Here is a 17,200-nt window from a genome sequence, read left to right as displayed (position 1 = left end):
CATCGGCTGGTCCAAGAGGGCTTGATCGGCGAGGTGAGGGAGTTTCACCACCATGGTGGCAACCGCGGGCCGCTCTACCACGGTGCGGACAAGATCGACAAAGAGCCTACCTCAGAGGAGAAGGCTGCCAGTTGGTTTTACAGCAAGTCGTTGGGGGGTGGATCCCTGCTGGACTACATGGGCTACGGCACGACCTTGGGCACATGGCATCTGGGTGGTCGGAAGCCCATTGAGGTGACCTGCACCTGGGATGAAACCCCGGGACTGGAGGTGGACGAGCACGCGGTGGCGGTGATCCGGTATGCGAGCGGATTGAGCAAGACGGAGACCCGCTGGGGAACCTTCACTGATCCGTGGACTCACCAGCCCCAGCCCAAGTGCGGCTTTGTGCTGAAGGGCACGGATGGGACAATCTCGTGTTATGACTACGAACCCACGCTCTTTGTGCAGACCCGGGAGCGTCCGGAAGGCTATGCGGTGCCTGTGGATGTGCTGGAGTCGCCCAATCGCAATCCGATTGAGCACGTACTTCATCATCTGGAGACGGGGGCACCGCTGATCGGTCCTCTCACGCTGGAGATCTCCCGCACCGGTCAGCAGATTGTGGATACCGCCTATCTGAGTGCACAACAGAAGCGGACGTTGGCTTTGGTTGGCGGCTGAGGGGTGTCGGGAGGCTGGAGGCCTGTCCCGGCCCTTGGGAGCGCTGGGGCAAGAACGGAGACGGTTCTTCTACCTTGGCTCTTCCGCCTCGCCCGGGGTCGCTTTGACCTTCTTCCGTGCGCGAGATGTCGCGGCGCCGCGATCAATCTTGATCACCAGCGGGCGGTGGTCACTTGCATCATAGAAGTTTGGCGGATCATACACAAAAGACTCCGGTTTCTTGATGTCGCTCTGAAGCGCCCGATTCACGAAGCAATAGTCGAGCCGCGAGTAGTGATCGGCGGCATCCCAGAAATGGGTCCACGTTTCGCCGCGGGAGTCGCGAAGCCGGACATCCATCATGGAGACATCGGTGCCGGGCACGCCTTCGATCTCCACGAGGGCGGCTTCGTGTTTGCTCTCGTTGAAGTCGCCGTAGGCGAGGAGTCGGGTGGCGGGCGCGGCGGTCAAAATGGACTCGATGTGTCGGCGTAGGAGATGGGCCTCGTTCCGGCGCATCAGTTTCTGATCCATTCCGGGGACCTCCCGCTGGGACTTGAAGTGGACCCCCAAGAACCGCACTTCGAAGTTCGGTCTCAGTGCGACGGTGGCGTCCAGGATGCCCCGTTGCATCGGGAGGATCACGTCCCCGATGTGGTACCTCAGATCCGATTGAGAGTTTCGCGAAGTGATGGGAAACCGGCTGAGGAGGGCCAGTCTGCGGGTGGGGTCACCGCCATGCCCCATCTCCGAGTGAGGCAAATCGATGTCGCGGGCCTTGAGTCGGGCCTGCAGGTCCGCCAGATCTTCGGTGTCACCAATCTCGCAGACGCCAAGAATGTCGGGCTGAATCGAGGCGAGAATCTCGACGAGCGTCGCGATTTCCTTGTCGGGCTTGGGAGCTTTTTCCTGGATCACCCCCTCCACAGAGCGGGGAATCTTCAGGTAGTTGCGCAGGTTGTAAGCGCAGAAGGTGACGATGCGGTTTCGCTCGCCGAACCCGGCAGACGCAGAATCTGCTTGGGAGTAGACCGACAACGGCGTGGTCGCGAACAGCCACAACCAGGCGCTCGCGAGAAACCACTGACTCCCAAAAAGAAACCGCTTCATGCTGCGCGAGGCAACATGAAGCGGTGACGAATGGCAAGTAAACTTCAGCGAATGGCGACTCAGACTTCCGTCGTGGTCGGAATTCGCTTCTGTTCAGGCTCCTTGGTAGGTGCGGGAGAATTGACGACGTCGTCTTGGGCGCGGGTAAGTTCGTGTTCGAACTCCTCACGCGCCTTCTTGAATTCACCCATGCTCTTGCCGAGGCTGCGGGCAAACGTAGGAAGTTTCTTGGCGCCGAAAAGCACGAGAACCAAGACGGCGATAATAACCATCTCCCAGGTGCCGAGGGGGCCAATTGCGAGGAAGGGACTGCTCATTAGATTTAACATAGGGGAGAAACGTGGTGCTGCAATGGGAACTTTCAGAGGTGAACAGCCCTTCATTGTGCGGTAATCCGCATCCGTCGGGCCACGGGTAGATTTGACCAAGTGGTCAAAACTTGGTTGAACCGTCGGAGGCGTAATCTGAGTAAGGGACTTTCCTAGTGGAGGCTTTTCATCAGAACTTGAGGATGATTTTTCCGTTTCGCCCGCCCTCCAAGGCGTGGGTTATCGCCTGCTGGAAATCGGCTACCGGGTAGATTGTATCCACTGGGAGCTTGATGACGCCTTTGCGCATCAGATCGGCCAGGGGTTGCAAAACCGTACGGATCTCGTGGTGCGGGGCCTCGTCGAGCCAGCGGCTCAGCCAGTAACCGCGAATTTCCAAGTCCTTGAAAATCAGGTATTTGTTGGGAATTTTGAGGCTTCTGCGGCTCATGGCACCGTAGGTGACCAGGGTCCCCTTGGGGGCGAGAATCTCCATCAGTCGCAGGGCGCTGTCGCCACCCACGGCGTTGAGGGCCAGACGGAGCGGGTGCGGTCCCACCAAGGCTTGAGCCTGGGCGACCCCGGTTTCGTTGTCGAGCACCACTACATCTCCTCCCAGTTCGGTGAGTTCCGCCACCAGTTCGGGCCGGCGGACGAAATTGACGGTTTTCAGTCCCAGGTGCCGGGCGATCTGAATGACGGCGGTGCCGACTCCGGAATTGGCGGCGTTCTGCACCACAAAATCGCCCAGGTCGAGCTCGCGAAAGTTGTGGATCATCTGCCACGCGGTGGTGGGATTGACCCGCAGCATGGACGCTTGGGCCAGATCAATGTCCTCGGGGAGCTTCGCAAATCGATTCTCAGCCGCCACCACATATTGGGACCAGCAGCCCAGCGGATGCAGCGCGATGACCAGATCTCCCACGGCGAGGGACTCGACCTCGTCACCGATCGCCTCGACCCGACCGCAACCCTCATTGCCGGGCACCGCCGGGAAGGTGGGCTGGCGGCCGTAGGTGCCCTCGATGTAGTTCAAGTCGGCCGGATTGATGGGCGCATAGAGCATCCGCACCCTCACTTCATGGCGCTCCGGCACCGGAGGTTCGAAGGATTCCAGGCGCAGAACTTCCGTGGGCTTTCCAGATTCGTGAAAACAGAGACGCATGGCAGAAAAGATACGGGGTCGAAGGATCAACGAAAAGACTTCGCGTAAAGAATCTGCGATGGATCTGTTGGGGGCGAGAAGTGTCTCAGAGCAAGTCCTTCACGGCACTCGAAATGGCGTACTGAGCAAATCTGAATCAGGAGATCCAGGGTGCTGGCGGGAAGGGCTTATGATGTTGAAGGATGCGCACGGCTGCGGCGCGGGTCAAGCTCCCCATCAATTCTTCAGGGACTGTGCGCGGTGGCTGCTTCCAAGGCAAACACTTCGTCGGTCCAGCCCCAATCGGGGGAAACGGGGACTCCCAGGTAACGAAAGAGGGTGGGGGCGATGGTGGTCTGTCCCAGAGGGGTATCCACCACCCGGTTCTGGGCGACGCAGGGGCCTTGGGCGATGATGGGGATGGTGCGCTCTTCTGGGCTCTGGCCGCCGTGCTTCTTGCCGATGCCGCCGTGGTCGGTGGTGACGAGGATGAGCCACTTCTGGTCACTAGATTTCTGAGACCGTTTCAGGGCCTCCAGGATCTCGCCCACATGTTCGTCCACTTTTTGGATGGCAGCCATGTAAACCGGGTTTTCCGTGTTGAAGCCCGTGGCATGGCCGGCACCGTCTGCTTGGTCAAAATGCACGACCAGGACATCTGGGGTGGTGGTTTCGAGGTATCGCAGAGTCTTGTTCTTGATATCGAGGTCGCGGTCCGGGTACTTGATGCCGACGCCCCGATCATGCGCGTCAAACGCCTCGGGCTGGGCGGCTAGCAGGTAGTTTTCAATCCAGCCCCATGCGGAAAAAGAGGCAATGCGTGCCTGAGGGACTGCCTTCTTCAGCCGGCTGGCAAAGTGAGGAGCCCGGTCGAGTCGATACGAGCCGCGCACGTCGGGCTGGTTCACTGGCGGGGTGGCGTTGCCGTCCACGTTGTGCCGGTCCATCCAGACTCCAGTGAATAGGCTGGCCCAACCCGGACCACTGATCGTGGGTTGCTGGGTGGGCTGGCCCAGTTTTCCGCCGGCGTACGCGTTCCACGTGATCGTCCCTCCCTCCGCGAGGGCTTTGAGATTCGGAGCAAGGCCACGGGCCATCGCCTGCTGCAAAGCGTCCGAGCGCAGTCCATCGATGCCGATCAGCAATACATGCTTGTCCGAGAAGGCGGACGGAGGCTTGGTGCCGGAGGTCGCCATCAGGGTGGCCAATGCGGCAAAGAGGGGCAGAAGGGGAAACCAGATCTTCATATGCGGAGGAAAGTTTTAGGAAATAGTGCAGGCACAGGACTCCGACCACATGGAGATGGTGCGCTCGGCGAGGCCCCAGGACAATGTCATGCCCAGCCCGCCCATGGCGGTGACCATGGTGACTCTTTCACGTGGCTGGAGCACTACCTGAGTCTGGCCGATGGTGCTCTTGAGATACACTCCGTGCCATCTTGAGTCGATCCGATAGGATGGTAGCCGGGTGAAGGTGGAGAGATAGCCCAGCACGAGGTCGTTGACCCGGCTCCAGTTGTCTGGAGTAAAGTCGGGACCGTACTCATGAGAGTCTCCCAGGGTGAGTGTGCCATCCGCGTGCTGCGCGGCAATGACATGCACTCCCCACTGGTGATGTTCTGGCATGGTGTCGTGCAGGATCGCCTGCAAGTCGGCCATGGTGGGACAGTCCTGAAACGCCGGATAGTGGGCGAGGGTGAGGTCGCTGACCATGATAGTCCCCAGGCGCTGGTTGACCGGACTGGTGCGCATCATTTGCAACTGGCAACGGCGGACATGGGCCGCCGCCAGTTCTCTGGGGAAGAGAATCTGCATCTCTTCTCCCGCCGCGATCACGCACCGGTCAAAAGGCAGGATCCGACCGTCGGCCAGTTCCACTGCGTCATCGTGGACCTTGATGGCACAGGCTTGGTTCAGGAAATTGACCCCCAGGCTTTTCAGATGGGCCACCAGAGCGTTGAGAGCGCTGGCGGACTGGATGCAAAGCTCGTGGGGGCTGAAGAGAGCTCCCTGCAGCCCCTCGGGGTTGGCCAGGGGATGTCGCTTGATCGTCTCCTCTGGCGACAACAACTCAAAGCCTTCTGGGGCCGAGTCCGGCAGAAAAGCGAATTCCTGCAGTACTGACCAGGCCTCGTTCCGATAAGCGAGACTCAGGGAACCGCAGGCGTCTGCAATGAACCCGGCGTCGCGGGCCAGTTCTTTCCACCGTTGCACTCCACGGAGCGCCTGAGCGCGTTCTTTGCCAAACGACAATCCCACCGGCCAGATGGTGCCGAAGTTGCGTACGGACGCTCCCAGGGGGCGGCTGTTGCGCTCCACCAAGGTGACTTTGCAACCCGCTTCCAGGGCGGTGAGGGCGTGGGTGAGGCCGATGATGCCGCTGCCGACGATGACGACCCGTTCTGAATGGAGATTCTGCATGGCTGGCGAATTTGCGCAGGCTGATCGTGAAAGTGCGCAGTGCGGCACGTTCCGTCTCCGCGCAGGATGCGACAACATGCAACTTCGCCAGCCAGAGATGCAAAATGGAGAAACAAAGCGGAAGCCTCGTGCTGGACTGGTCACGCTGGCGGCCGCTGCGGCGGCCTTTGCCACCTACACCTCCATGTATGCCTTTCGACGCCCTTTCACGGTGGCGACCTATGATGATCTCACCCTCTGGGGTGCCGACTACAAGAGTGTGGCGGTGGCGGTGCAGATTCTGGGGTACATGTTGTCGAAGTTCGTCGGCATCAAGGTGGTGTCCGAGACGCCTGCGGCCCGCCGGGTGTCGATGATCCTTGGGCTGATCGGCATTGCGGCCTTTGGATTGCTGGTGTTTGCCGTGCTGCCTGCTCCTTGGAACGTGGTGGGTCTGCTTCTGAATGGACTGCCACTGGGGATGATTTGGGGCCTGGTGTTTGGCTTTTTGGAAGGGCGACGGGTGACAGAGTTTCTGGGGCTGGGCATGAGTTTAAGCGTCATCTTTGCTTCCGGATGGGTGAAGAGCGCCGGGGGCTGGCTGCTTCGTTTCGGGGTGCCGGAGTTTTGGATGCCGCTGGTCACCGGGCTTCTGTTTGTTCCGCTGCTCTTGGTGGCAGTGGCGGTGTTGGGGCGAATGCCGCCCCCCGACGCTGAGGATCAAGCTGCGAGGATGGCGCGACACCCGATGGACAAGCACGCTCGGCGCGAGTTTCTGCGGCGCTGGTGGCCAGGGATTGTGTGCTTCACCGGCGCCTACCTGTGCTTGATGACCTATCGCGATGTGCGGGACACCTTTATGACGGAGGTGCTGAAGGAGCAGGGCTATCGCGGCGATCCCGGAGTGTTTTCCGGCTTGGAAACCATCGTTGGCTCCCTGGTCATTGTGTCGCTCTTCTGGCTGCGATGGGTGCAGGACAACCGGAAGGCATTGATCGCCAATGCGGTTTTGATTGTGGTTGGTCCTGTGATTGCGGGGGTGGGGACATGGCTTTTTCAGCGGGGCAGTCTGGGGCCCCAAGCCTGGCTGGTGGCCACAGGATTCGGCACCTATCTGGCCTTTGTGCCCTTTCAGAGCTTGATGTATGACCGGTTGCTGGCGGTGTTGCGGCATGCGGGCACAGCCGCGTTTCTGATCAGCATTGGGGACGCGTTTGGCTACTTGAGCACGGTCGCGATCTATCTGAGCCGGTTCGTGAAAGAGTGGCGGGTGCCGTGGTCCCTGATGCTGGTGGAGGGGAGCTATGTGCAGGCGGTCCTGGTGGCAGTGCTGACCCTCTCTGGTGCATGTTACTTCCTGAAACCCAGGCAACACCGTGAGCAGTGAAGTACATGAAACGGGGTTTCGGAGGAAACAACAGCTGGCTACAGCTTCGCCTCACGATATTGCCCGGGAGTCAGCCCGGTCGCGGCACGGAATTGACGACAAAACATGGCCTGGTCATAGAATCCGCAGTCAGTGGCAATCGTGCCCATGGCGGCGCTGCTCGCGCGCAGCATGGCGGCTGCGGCATCGATTCGGGTCTTGGTCAGAAACTGCCGTGGCGAGAGTTTCAGCACAGCTTGCATGCGGCGCTCCAGCTGGCTGAGCGACATCTTCACACTTTGTGCCAGGTCATCGATCCGGAGAGATTCTGCGTAGTCGCGCTGGATACGCTCGATGATTGTGCCGATGACTCCCAGCCTGGGATCGCTGTCAGCGGGAGCGCGAAGATCGCGGGAGATGCCTGCCAGCCCAATCACGCGGCCATGGGTGTCATGCACAGGCACTTTCTGGGCGAGGTACCAGCCCGGACTGCCATCTGGATTGGTCACCATCTCAAGGCGGTCATGGATTTCCTGGCCGGTCTTCAACACCAGATCGTCCTGTTGTTCGTAGCCTGCGGCCAGCAGTGGGGGGAAGAGCTCACGGGCCGTACGACCAAGGAGCGAAGACTTGCCAGTGGCCCCCACACGGCGGACGAGAGCACGGTTCACGGCGATGTATTCGCGGTTGCGGTTTTTGACGCAGAAGACGGCGTCCTCCATGCCCTCGAAAAGTTTCTCGGCCACGATGAGAGCAGGAGCGGCGTCAAAGACGGATTCACGAAGGGAGTCGGGACTCTTCACGGGAGGAATATTGGAGCGTGAAAAAACGAATTGTGCAAATTCGGCATCCAATATAACGGAAAATGCCAAGACCGCCAGCGGAATTCGGATCACCTTCGCACATGACTGAGATCAGCTCACGTGCCGTGGTCCGGGCGGCCCAACTGCTTGCCGCCGCTGTCAAAGAACCGTCTGCAGCCGAGCGGGCGGAGGCTTCCCGGCTCTCCGGTATGGTGGACGACGAACGTGGAAAGGCGTTCACCCTGGAGATGGTGGACCGGGTTTTCCGGAGTCATCATCCCATCCAGCAAGCCAGACGCTTTCGGGAGCTTTTGCAGAAGTTCGGCGCTCCGGCTTACCTCACTCCGGTGCAGCGGGGGCTGATGAAAGTGGCTGGGCTGGCGTCCAGATGGCTGCCTGGAGTGGTCATGCCGGCAGTGGCCCGACAACTCCGGAAGGACAGTGCCAGGGTGATTCTGGCGGGGGAGAAAGGGCCGCTGCGACGCTATCTGGAGGTGCGCACGCGTCGTGGCACGCGGGTGAATTTGAACCAGTTGGGCGAAGCCGTGTTGGGCGAGGAGGAGGCGAATCACCGCCTGGAAGCCATCCTTGAACTGCTGGCCCAGCCGGAGGTGAACTACGTTTCGGTAAAGATCTCTGCCATCTTCAGCCAGATCAATCTTGTGGACTGGGAAGGCACGCTGGAAGCCGTGCAGCAGCGGCTGCGGCGGTTGTACCGGGCGGCTCTGCCGGGGAACAAGTTCGTGAATCTGGACATGGAGGAGTACCGCGATCTGGAACTGACGCTCGCGGCCATCCAGCGCACACTCAACGAACCGGAGTTCTTCGGTCTGCGTGCGGGTATCGTCCTCCAGGCGTATCTGCCGGACTCCTGGAAGGCGCAACAGGAGCTGACCAAGTGGGCCAGGATGCGGGTGGTTGGCGGAGGGGCCCCCGCGAAGCTCCGCCTGGTTAAAGGAGCCAATCTGGCAATGGAGCAGGTGGACGCGGAGCTCCATGGGTGGAACGCTGCCCCCTATGCCAGCAAGACAGAGACGGACGCGAATTTCCGCCGCATGCTGGAGTTTGGATGTCGACCGGAAAATGCCCGGGCTGTTCGCCTGGGTGTGGCGAGTCACAATCTCTTCGACATCGCGCTGGCGCTGGAGATGCGCCAGCAACCGGGGCTCTCGCCATTGGTGGAGCTGGAGATGCTGGAAGGCATGGCCAATCCTCAAGCACGGGTCGTGCAGGAGGAGGCAGGCGGGCTGCTGGTGTACGCCCCGATCGTGAAACGGGCCGACTTCCACAGCGCCATGGCCTATCTGGTGCGCCGGCTGGATGAGAACACTTCGCCGGAAAATTTCCTGCGGGACTTGTTTGCTCTGGAGCCGGGAAGTGATGCCTGGCACCGGCAGGAGCAGCGCTTCCTGACTGGATGGGAGATGCGTCATCGCGTCTTCGCCGGATCCTATCGGGCGCAGTCCAAGTCAGTGGAGCGCGGGGGCTTTGAGAACGCTCCGGACACAGACTGGACCCAAGCCAGCGAGAGGGAACAGCTGGCCCGGTCGCTCACGAGCTTCAAACTCCCCGTCGTGCCCAAGGTGGGAGTGGACGGGTGTGAAGCAGTGCTGCAGACAGCCGTTGCGGCCCAGGCGTCCTGGGAGAGCCTGGGGTTCGAGGAAAGAGGTGAAGTGCTCCGGAGTTGTGCAGAGGAGATGTCGGCCGGGAGATTTCAGGCCATCGCCATACTCGTGCATGAAGGAAGGAAGGCGGCGGCGGAAGCGGATGCCGAGGTGTCAGAGGCGATTGATTTTGCCCGGTACTATGCGGGTTATCGTCCCAGCCCACGGGTGCAGGCCTCTGCCCTGGGGACAGTGGTGGTGACGCCACCTTGGAACTTCCCCTATGCCATCCCCTGCGGAGGCGTGCTCGCGGCGCTTATGGCGGGGAACAGCGTGATCTTCAAGCCGGCACCGGAGACGCAGGCGACGGCCTGGCTGTTGGTGCAGCAGCTCTGGCGCGGGGGCGTGCCGAGGGAGGTGCTTCAGTTCTTCCCTTGTGAAGACGGGGCGGTGGGGCAGGCACTCATTACCGATGCTCGTACTGCGGCCGTGATCCTCACTGGCGGATACGAGACCGCCCAGCTCTTCCAGAGCTGGAGGCCGTCTCTGCGCCTCTATGCGGAGACCAGTGGCAAGAACTCCCTGATCATCACGGCGCAGGCGGACCGGGATCTGGCCATCAAAGATCTGGTGAAATCTGCATTTGGACATGCCGGGCAGAAGTGCAGCGCTGCCAGCCTGGCCATCCTGGAGGCGGAGGTGTATGACGACCCTGCTTTCCGCAGACAGTTGCGGGATGCGGCCGCAAGTCTGAGGGTGGGGGATGCTACGAGCGCCGCCAGCGTGGTGACTCCTTTGATCCGGGAGGCATCGCCGGCGTTGAAACGGGCGCTGACAACCCTGGAGGAGGGGGAGGAGTGGCTCCTCGAACCGCGTCAGGACCTGCTCAACCCGTGTCTCTGGTCTCCAGGTATCAAGCTGGGGGTGAAACCGGGCTCCTGGTTTCACAAGACAGAGTGCTTTGGCCCGGTGCTTGGACTGATGCGTGCAGAGGATTTCAATGACGCCATCCGCATCCAGAACGACAATGATTTCGGCCTCACGGGTGGCATTCACAGCCTGGATGACCATGAGATCGCAGTGTGGCGGAAACGAACTGAAGTGGGCAATGCCTATGTGAATCGATCCATCACCGGGGCCATTGTTCAGCGGCAGCCTTTCGGGGGATGGAAGCGGTCTTCCATCGGCCCCGGGGCCAAAGCAGGCGGGCCCAACTACGTTGGACTCTTCCTGAAATTCGCCGATGCACGCCCGGTGGCATTGAACGCCGTCGCCGCAAACTACGGTCAGGCTTGGGGCATTCACTTTGCCCAGGAGCATGATCCCTCCGGTCTCCGGTGTGAGTCCAACATCTTCCGCTATCGGCCGTGTCGGGGTGTGGTGCTCAGACTGGAGCGCGAGGATGCCACGGTGCTGGAACTGGCCCGGCTGGCAGCAATGACCAGCGGCGTCCCGTTGCACGTGAGCCTGGCCTCCCAAGAGAGCGAGGCGCAGTTCATCGCACGGCTGCCTGTCCTGGCCGGAAAGAGCGAGTTTCTTCGAACCGTGGAGCCGCCCTCGGATGCCGCTTTAGCTGCGGCTCATGCAGCGGGGTTGAACTGGATCGATGCTCCCTTTGTGGCCGAGGGTCGCACCGAGCTTGTCCGGTGGGTGAGGGAGCAAAGCCTGAGCCAGACCCTGCATCGCTACGGGCAGATGTCCGCAGGTGCGAGCGGGGCCAATTTGGAAAAGGTCGTCCCACCTTCCAAGTCTCCGGTCATGGTGCAAGTGACTGCCTGATTGATACGCATTGTTCTATCCCGACTATGGAAAATTCCCTGTTCCCCGTGCAGACGGGGCATGAAACGGTGCAAGTGTGCATGGATCCCGCCACGGGATTGCGCGCCATCATTGCGGTGCATGACACGCGTCTTGGTCCGGCCCTTGGTGGGGTGCGGATGTGGAACTATGCCACGGAAGAGGAGGCGCAGGTTGATGTGCTCCGCCTGGCACGGGGCATGACCTACAAGGCAGCCGCAGCCGGGCTGAACCTGGGAGGCGGCAAGGCAGTGATCATTGGCGACAGTCGCCGGGAAAAGTCGGATGCCCTTCTGCGCCGCTTCGGCCAGTTTGTGGAACTGTTGGGTGGTTGTTACATCACTGCGGAGGATGTGGGCATTGGGACCCGGGACATCAGCATCATCGGTGAGACCACATCCCATGTGGCAGGGCTGGCGGGGCAGAGCGGGGATCCCTCGCCCTTCACGGCCTATGGCACCTTCCTCAGCATCAAGGCAGGTCTGAAACGGGCCACGGGCAGTGAGGAGTTGTCAGGTCGCAAAGTGATGGTGCAGGGCACCGGTCACGTGGGACTGGCCCTGGTCAGACTGCTCCGCAAGGAGGGCGCTGTCGTGTTTGCCCATGATGTGAGGGACGACTCCCTGCGTGATGCGGTGGTGGCAGGGGCGCGCCTTGCGACGGCAGCTGAAGTGTACAGCCGACCGGTGGATGTGTATGCTCCCTGCGCACTGGGGGCGACGTTGAATCCTGAAACCATTCCGCTGCTGCGTTGCAAAGTGGTGGCGGGCGCGGCCAACAACCAGTTGCTGGATGAGGACCGTGATGGGCTGGCGTTGCAAAAGCGCGACATCGTATATGTCCCGGACTTCGTCGCCAATGCAGGCGGCATCATCAATATCTCGGTAGAGCGAGAGGGCGGCTATGATCGCAACCGCGCACTGCAACTGACAGAGAACATCCGTCACAATGTGAACCGCGTGTTTGAGATCGCAGATGCCGAAGGTCTGCTGCCGCACCAGGCTGCCATGCGGCTGGCCGAGATCCGGTTGAACCGCGGCCCACATGCCCTGGCGATGCCCGTTCACGGAACCACAGTTGTCTAAAGAATCGATGAAATCCATCCTCATTCCCCTTGCCGGGCTCGCGATGTTCGTGGGCATCGCTTTTGCTGCCGAAAGTGATCCCTGTCAGCAGCCTTCTCCCGAAGAGATGGCCCGTGCGGCTGGTGTCTCCCTGCCCAGGCTGCCCTGGCATGTGGCGAATATCTGGTGGGACTTCGAGGCTCCCGTGGAACACTTTACCGCCCTGGAGATGGACGTGACGATCGACCGCGATGTTTCCTCGGATTACAATCTGTACGTTTCCCCGGTGGGAATTGCGGAAATCAACGGACTTTCCTTCTACGGTGGACTTCAGACAAACATCAACGGCTGGGCGACAAAGGAGAGCCGTGACCGGGTGCATCGTGGAAAGGGGGCGATCTTCTCGCGCTGGTCCCATGACAAGAAGGCTCCCATCGGGCTGGGACATGTGCGGGTGGAGGCCGACGGACTGTGCGAGAGTGCCGGGTATGAAGGCGAATTCTGCAGTGTGAGACGACCATTTTCCTGGAAGGCGGGAACCTACACCTATCAAGTGGTGGCAGGCGAGCGAGAAATGGTGGATGGAAAAGAGTGCACCTGGTTTCACTGCCACGTAAAGGATGCGGAAGGTCTGGTGCATGAGGTGGGCAGCCTGCGTTTTGAGGGGACGGATTTCACCTACTGGGGCAAACACTCCGCCTTTGTAGAGGTGTATAGCACGGCGAAGATTCCCCAGTCCGGCATTCCCAAAGTGAAGGTGACCTTTGGCCGTCCCCGAATCAATGGAACGACAGTGGCCTTGAAGAAAGTTCATGCCTATTACCCTGACAAGGGCGGGCCCGATTCTCCCGACTGCGCCTGGGTGCGCGCGGCAGGGGACGACTGTGTGGTGGAAGTGGGGCCGATCTTCAAGCGGGATGAGTCGCAGCGCCGACATGAGATCATCCTAGGGGTGAAAACGGCGGATTTGGGGAGCTGACTAGGAAACTACCAAAAGCTGTCTTCATGCACGCTCCCGCTGCTCCTGCCGCCTCTCCTGAACCTCCTGCGAATGCGACCCCAGAAGAACTGGATCGATACTGGTACGAACATGTTTACCAGGGTGACTCCCAGTCACAATTGACTTTTCGCGCCGTGCTGGTGGGGGGAGTCCTGGGGATGTTCATGTCCCTTTCCAATCTCTACACCACGCTCAAGCTGGGCTGGGCGTTTGGGGTGGCGATCACGGCTTGTGTTCTTTCCTATATCCTGTGGAATGGGTTGCGTGGGCTCAGTGGGGGCAGGCTTTCCCGCATGAGTCTGCTGGAGAACAACTGCATGCAGTCCACCGCTTCAGCTGCGGGCTACTCCACGGGAGGCACGGTGGGCACCGCCTTTGGCGCCCTGCTGCTGACGACGGGGATGCACCAGCCGTGGTATGTGCTGGGGGCCATGGTGTTGCTCACAGCCCTGCTGGGGGTGCTGCTGGCCATACCCATGAAGCGGCAGATGATCAATCACGAGCAGCTGCCGTTCCCCAGTGGCATCGCGGCAGCGGAGACGCTCCGCAGTCTCTATGCCGAGGGAGTGACGGCGATGCACAAGGCGTGGTCGCTGCTCATCTCTCTGGCGATGGGGGGTGTGGTGGGATTTCTGAGAACGGCAGGGGCGCTGACCGAGCAACTGCGCCACACTGGTCGTCCACAGGCCTGGCTGGAAAGCCTGCTTCGCGCGGTGGGCATTCCGGAGTCGCTGGCTCTGCCAACATGGCTTCAGAGCTGGCGAGGGGTGAGCCTCGCGGGCTTCGCCTTTGAGCCCAGTGTCTTGCTCATCGGGGCAGGGATGATTGTGGGTCTGCGCGTTTCGCTCTCCATGCTGGCAGCATCCGCAGTGCTCTATTTTGGGTTGGTGCCTTGGCTGATGGAGCATGACCTGGCCCAGGTGGGCGTGGCTGGTTATGTGCCCTCTCTAACGGCCTCGCATGGCATGATCAATCCGGTGCGCTGGGCCCTGTGGGGCGGGACGGCGATCATGGTCTTTTCCAGCCTGACCTCTGTGGCCCTACAATGGCCGACTCTGATGCGCGCTTTCCGGGCAGGGCGGGCGCGTCGCGGTGGAGCAGGGGATACTGACCCCTTGGCTCGGATCGAAGTGCCTTTTTCCTGGTTGATCATCGGAGTGCTCCCGGTGGGCCTGGCCTTGGTGCTCGTGCAATGGCTGGCGTTCCATATCTCCATTCCGCTGGGCATTCTGGCGGTGGTGATGTCTCTGCTAGTGGCACTGGTCTGCTGCCGGGCCACGGGCGAGACAGACACCACACCCATGGGCGCCATGGGCAAAGTCACGCAGCTGGTGTATGCCATGATGCCGGGATCCGCCGGCAATGCCACGATCAATCTCATGTCTGCCGGCATGACGGCGGCTGCAGGAGCCAGTGCCTCGGATTTGCTGACGGATCTCAAAAGCGGTTATCTCCTCGGTGCCAATCCGAGGAAGCAGTTCATCGCCCAGTTCTGTGGGGTGTTCTTTGGCACCCTGGCGATCGTGCCGGCGTGGTACGCACTGGTGCCGGACAAGGCGGCGCTGGAAGCGTACAATCCACCCGCCGCCAACATGTGGAAGGCAGTGTGCGATCTGCTGACTCAAGGTGTGCATATGCTCCCGCAGACCGCCATCGTCGCCATGGTAGTGGGGGCAGTCATCGGGGTGGCCCTGCCCGTATTGGAAAAACTCCTGCCCCGCGTCCGTCCTTATCTGCCATCAGCGATGGGACTGGGATTGGGACTGGTCATACCTTTTCAGAACGGTCTCTCCTTTGCGCTGGGGGCGGCGTTGGCGATGTTGTGGGGGTGGCTGCGCCCGAAGCAGGCGGAGACCTTCTGCATCCCCGTGGCGTCGGGTCTCGTGGCAGGGGAGTCGCTCGTGGCCGCCATCATCGCCATCCTCTGTACGGTGGCCGGATTTTTGGGCCGATAAGAGGGTTCGAGGTGTTACAGCCAGTATGGAGGGTCCATGTTGGCTCACGCCTTGAAGGCGGCACGGAAGTCCTGCAGCGTCTGTCCCGTGCCACGTCGGAAGAACCGGCGGAGTTCTGCCGCATCCAGAAAGCCCGTTTTAGCAGCGATATCTCCTGGACCCAGCTTGGTGGTGGTGAGCCAGTGCCGGATGATGTCGAGCCTGGCGCGGTCCACCTCCTCTTTGGGGCTGATGCCCAATGCTTCTAGAAAGCGCTGCCGCAGCAGGCTTGCGGAGACGCCCAGCTGGTCCGCAATCTCTCCCACACGTGGGGCGGTGGCCGCAGCCTGTTTTCGGATCAACCTTACCGCCGAGGCCACCAGGGGGTCGCGGATGGACAACACATTTGTGCTCTCCCGGATGGTGACCCCGCTCACTGGCACCCGCTGAATGTGGCCGCCTGGGGCGGGGAGTCCTTGCATGAGGGCGTAGAGTGCCTCGGCTGCACGCAGCCCGATGGCCTCACCCGGGTAGGTGACACTGCTGAGAGGAGGTGTGGCTGCCTGGCAGAAGTGCGACTGGTCATTGAAGCCTACCAGGGCCACATCCTGCGGCACTCGCGCTCCGCTCGACTGGGCAGCCTGGAGCAGTCCGTGGGCCAGCATGTCATCCGCCGCGAAGACGCCGCAAGGACGCGGCAGGGCCTGAAGCAGGCCGGTGTAAGTCTCTTGCAACTCCTCCCAGACGGGACCGTCATTCCGCCGGGTGGACACCTGGAAGACCAGGGGAGTGAACCCCGCCTCCTCAAGTGCTTTCCTGAAACCGGCCTCCCGCTCCTGCGAGTATCGTCTGGCGACACCCAGGCCGGTGAGACCATCGTCCACAAACGGTGTTGCCCGGCCCACGTAGGCAAGTTGCGCAGCCCCAACGTAAGCAGGTGCTTCGCGGCTGCGGCTCCGCCGCCTTCGTTGTCGGGCACGACGCTTGGGAACACCCCACCCAGACGTTCTGTGCTGAGGTTCACCACCGGGATGCCGGCCTTGCGCCAGGCTGTCGCCTCCTGCGATGTGTAGCGAAAGACAATGAGACCGTCTCCGCGCCATCGTGGACCGATGACCACCGGGGCCAACTCCCCACCGGAGTCAATGGGGGCCTCGATGACCCACGGCTCGTGTGCCTGCATGAACTTCAGGATGCCATCGAACACTCCGCGCTGAAAAGTGATCCAGGAAGGGAATCTCACGCCTACTCGTGGCAGAGCCAGGGAAGGGGGGAACTCCGGTGACGGCAGGCGGGACATCGACTTGAGTAAAAAGCCTGAATCCCCGTCCCGGGCAATGACGCATTGTTACAATCGCGTGATGTCGGTGGCGATTTTGCCTCCAGGTCTGTCCAATTTGCGAAATGACGGGCACGGCGGCCAAGGCATGCTCCCAACGCGGAGCAAACTGCGCGGACCCAGGTGTGAGGTCGCGACTTCCTGAAGCCATCTCTTATGCGACTCCTACCTGTCTGTCATGCTGTCTTGATCCTTGCCGGGCTGGGTGGCCTGACCACACGTTCCTCTGCCGCTACGGTGATTCTGGCGAATTCACCGAATGCCAATGGTCAACCTGCCAGCAACGCCAATCTGCCAGCGACGTTTGGCGACAATGTAAGCCTGGGGACACCGGGAAGTGCGGTGTTCGCCACCTCTCCGGGGGTAGTGGGGATCGTGGGGACGCCCGGCATTGGGTTGACCTGGTCCGCCACCGGCGGGAGTGCTGCCAACGCGTGGCAGTCGCACACGTGGAGCGGGTCGGGCGGAAACGCCGGAGGTGGCGCGCTGCAGATGGATGGATCGCAGATCAACAGCGTCTTCTCCATCACCTTCACTCCCACCGCCGCCAGCGGAGTGTTGGTAGGCGGATTCAACTTTATCGGCGATACCAACGGGGACTCGTATCAGTACCGGGTGGATCTGGTGAATCTGGCCACTTCACAGACGGTGTTTACCACCAGTACAGATCTCTGGACGACCAACACCAGC

12 protein-coding genes and 2 pseudogenes are annotated in these 17,200 nt (G+C 61.2%); 7 read left to right on the top strand and 7 right to left on the bottom strand.

Features of this window, described 5'->3' with window-relative positions; genetic code table 11:
• Nucleotides 1-663: pseudogene (locus BV034_RS21390) on the top strand (gfo/Idh/MocA family oxidoreductase); the annotation flags it as partial.
• Nucleotides 664-732: 69 nt separating this feature from the next.
• Here the strand turns inward: BV034_RS21390 and BV034_RS21385 are convergent.
• The 5 genes from BV034_RS21385 to BV034_RS21365 form a co-directional block, all read right to left on the bottom strand.
• Nucleotides 733-1,752, bottom strand: coding sequence for an endonuclease/exonuclease/phosphatase family protein (locus tag BV034_RS21385; protein ID WP_050029016.1), 1,020 nt, complete (start codon nt 1,750-1,752; stop codon nt 733-735).
• Between the two features lie 59 nt (nt 1,753-1,811).
• The gene (locus BV034_RS21380) at nt 1,812-2,069 is read right to left on the bottom strand and encodes a twin-arginine translocase TatA/TatE family subunit (protein WP_009961081.1); all 258 of its coding nucleotides are present in this window, start codon (nt 2,067-2,069) and stop codon (nt 1,812-1,814) included.
• A 181-nt stretch (nt 2,070-2,250) separates the two neighbouring features.
• Entirely contained in the window at nt 2,251-3,225 is a 975-nt protein-coding gene (locus BV034_RS21375) for a 2-enoyl thioester reductase domain-containing protein (protein ID WP_050029015.1), read from the bottom strand.
• A gap of 224 nt (nt 3,226-3,449) precedes the next feature.
• The gene (locus BV034_RS21370; protein ID WP_050029014.1) at nt 3,450-4,451 is read right to left on the bottom strand and encodes an alkaline phosphatase; all 1,002 of its coding nucleotides are present in this window, start codon (nt 4,449-4,451) and stop codon (nt 3,450-3,452) included.
• A 15-nt stretch (nt 4,452-4,466) separates the two neighbouring features.
• Nucleotides 4,467-5,624 carry a TIGR03364 family FAD-dependent oxidoreductase gene (locus tag BV034_RS21365; protein WP_050029013.1) on the bottom strand — a complete coding sequence of 386 codons (1,158 nt, stop codon included), beginning with the start codon at nt 5,622-5,624 and terminating at the stop codon, nt 4,467-4,469.
• Nucleotides 5,625-5,700: 76 nt separating this feature from the next.
• Between BV034_RS21365 and BV034_RS21360 the strand changes: the two genes are divergently transcribed.
• The gene (locus tag BV034_RS21360; RefSeq protein WP_081887996.1) at nt 5,701-6,990 is read left to right on the top strand and encodes a DUF5690 family protein; all 1,290 of its coding nucleotides are present in this window, start codon (nt 5,701-5,703) and stop codon (nt 6,988-6,990) included.
• Nucleotides 6,991-7,028: 38 nt separating this feature from the next.
• On the opposite strand, the gene BV034_RS21355 is transcribed toward BV034_RS21360, so the two are convergent.
• Nucleotides 7,029-7,772, bottom strand: a complete 744-nt coding sequence (locus tag BV034_RS21355; protein WP_050029017.1) for an AraC family transcriptional regulator — start codon at nt 7,770-7,772, stop codon at nt 7,029-7,031.
• A 101-nt stretch (nt 7,773-7,873) separates the two neighbouring features.
• Here BV034_RS21355 and BV034_RS21350 point away from each other — a divergent pair, with 101 nt between their 5' ends.
• From BV034_RS21350 to BV034_RS21335, 4 genes are read left to right on the top strand one after another with little or no spacing between them, the layout of a single operon-like run.
• Nucleotides 7,874-11,155, top strand: coding sequence for a proline dehydrogenase family protein (locus tag BV034_RS21350; RefSeq protein ID WP_050029011.1), 3,282 nt, complete (start codon nt 7,874-7,876; stop codon nt 11,153-11,155).
• Nucleotides 11,156-11,181: 26 nt separating this feature from the next.
• The gene (locus BV034_RS21345) at nt 11,182-12,258 is read left to right on the top strand and encodes a Glu/Leu/Phe/Val dehydrogenase dimerization domain-containing protein (RefSeq protein WP_050029010.1); all 1,077 of its coding nucleotides are present in this window, start codon (nt 11,182-11,184) and stop codon (nt 12,256-12,258) included.
• A gap of 7 nt (nt 12,259-12,265) precedes the next feature.
• The gene (locus tag BV034_RS21340) at nt 12,266-13,216 is read left to right on the top strand and encodes a hypothetical protein (protein ID WP_265593293.1); all 951 of its coding nucleotides are present in this window, start codon (nt 12,266-12,268) and stop codon (nt 13,214-13,216) included.
• A gap of 26 nt (nt 13,217-13,242) precedes the next feature.
• On the top strand, nt 13,243-15,192 hold the full coding sequence (locus BV034_RS21335; RefSeq protein ID WP_063768850.1) for an OPT/YSL family transporter: 1,950 nt from the start codon (nt 13,243-13,245) through the stop codon (nt 15,190-15,192).
• A 44-nt stretch (nt 15,193-15,236) separates the two neighbouring features.
• Here BV034_RS21335 and BV034_RS21330 read toward each other — a convergent pair whose 3' ends face one another.
• Nucleotides 15,237-16,055: a substrate-binding domain-containing protein gene (locus tag BV034_RS21330; RefSeq protein ID WP_050029007.1), complete on the bottom strand. Its 819-nt coding sequence runs from the start codon at nt 16,053-16,055 to the stop codon at nt 15,237-15,239.
• Nucleotides 16,056-16,666: 611 nt separating this feature from the next.
• On the opposite strand from BV034_RS21330, the pseudogene BV034_RS21325 reads away from it, so the two are divergent.
• Nucleotides 16,667-17,200 (top strand): annotated as a pseudogene (locus BV034_RS21325) (hypothetical protein); the annotation flags it as partial.

Origin of the sequence: Verrucomicrobium sp. BvORR034 (assembly GCF_000739635.1) — a bacterium.
GTDB lineage: Bacteria > Verrucomicrobiota > Verrucomicrobiia > Verrucomicrobiales > Verrucomicrobiaceae > Verrucomicrobium.
This window is presented reverse-complemented; position numbering and strand designations above follow the sequence as displayed.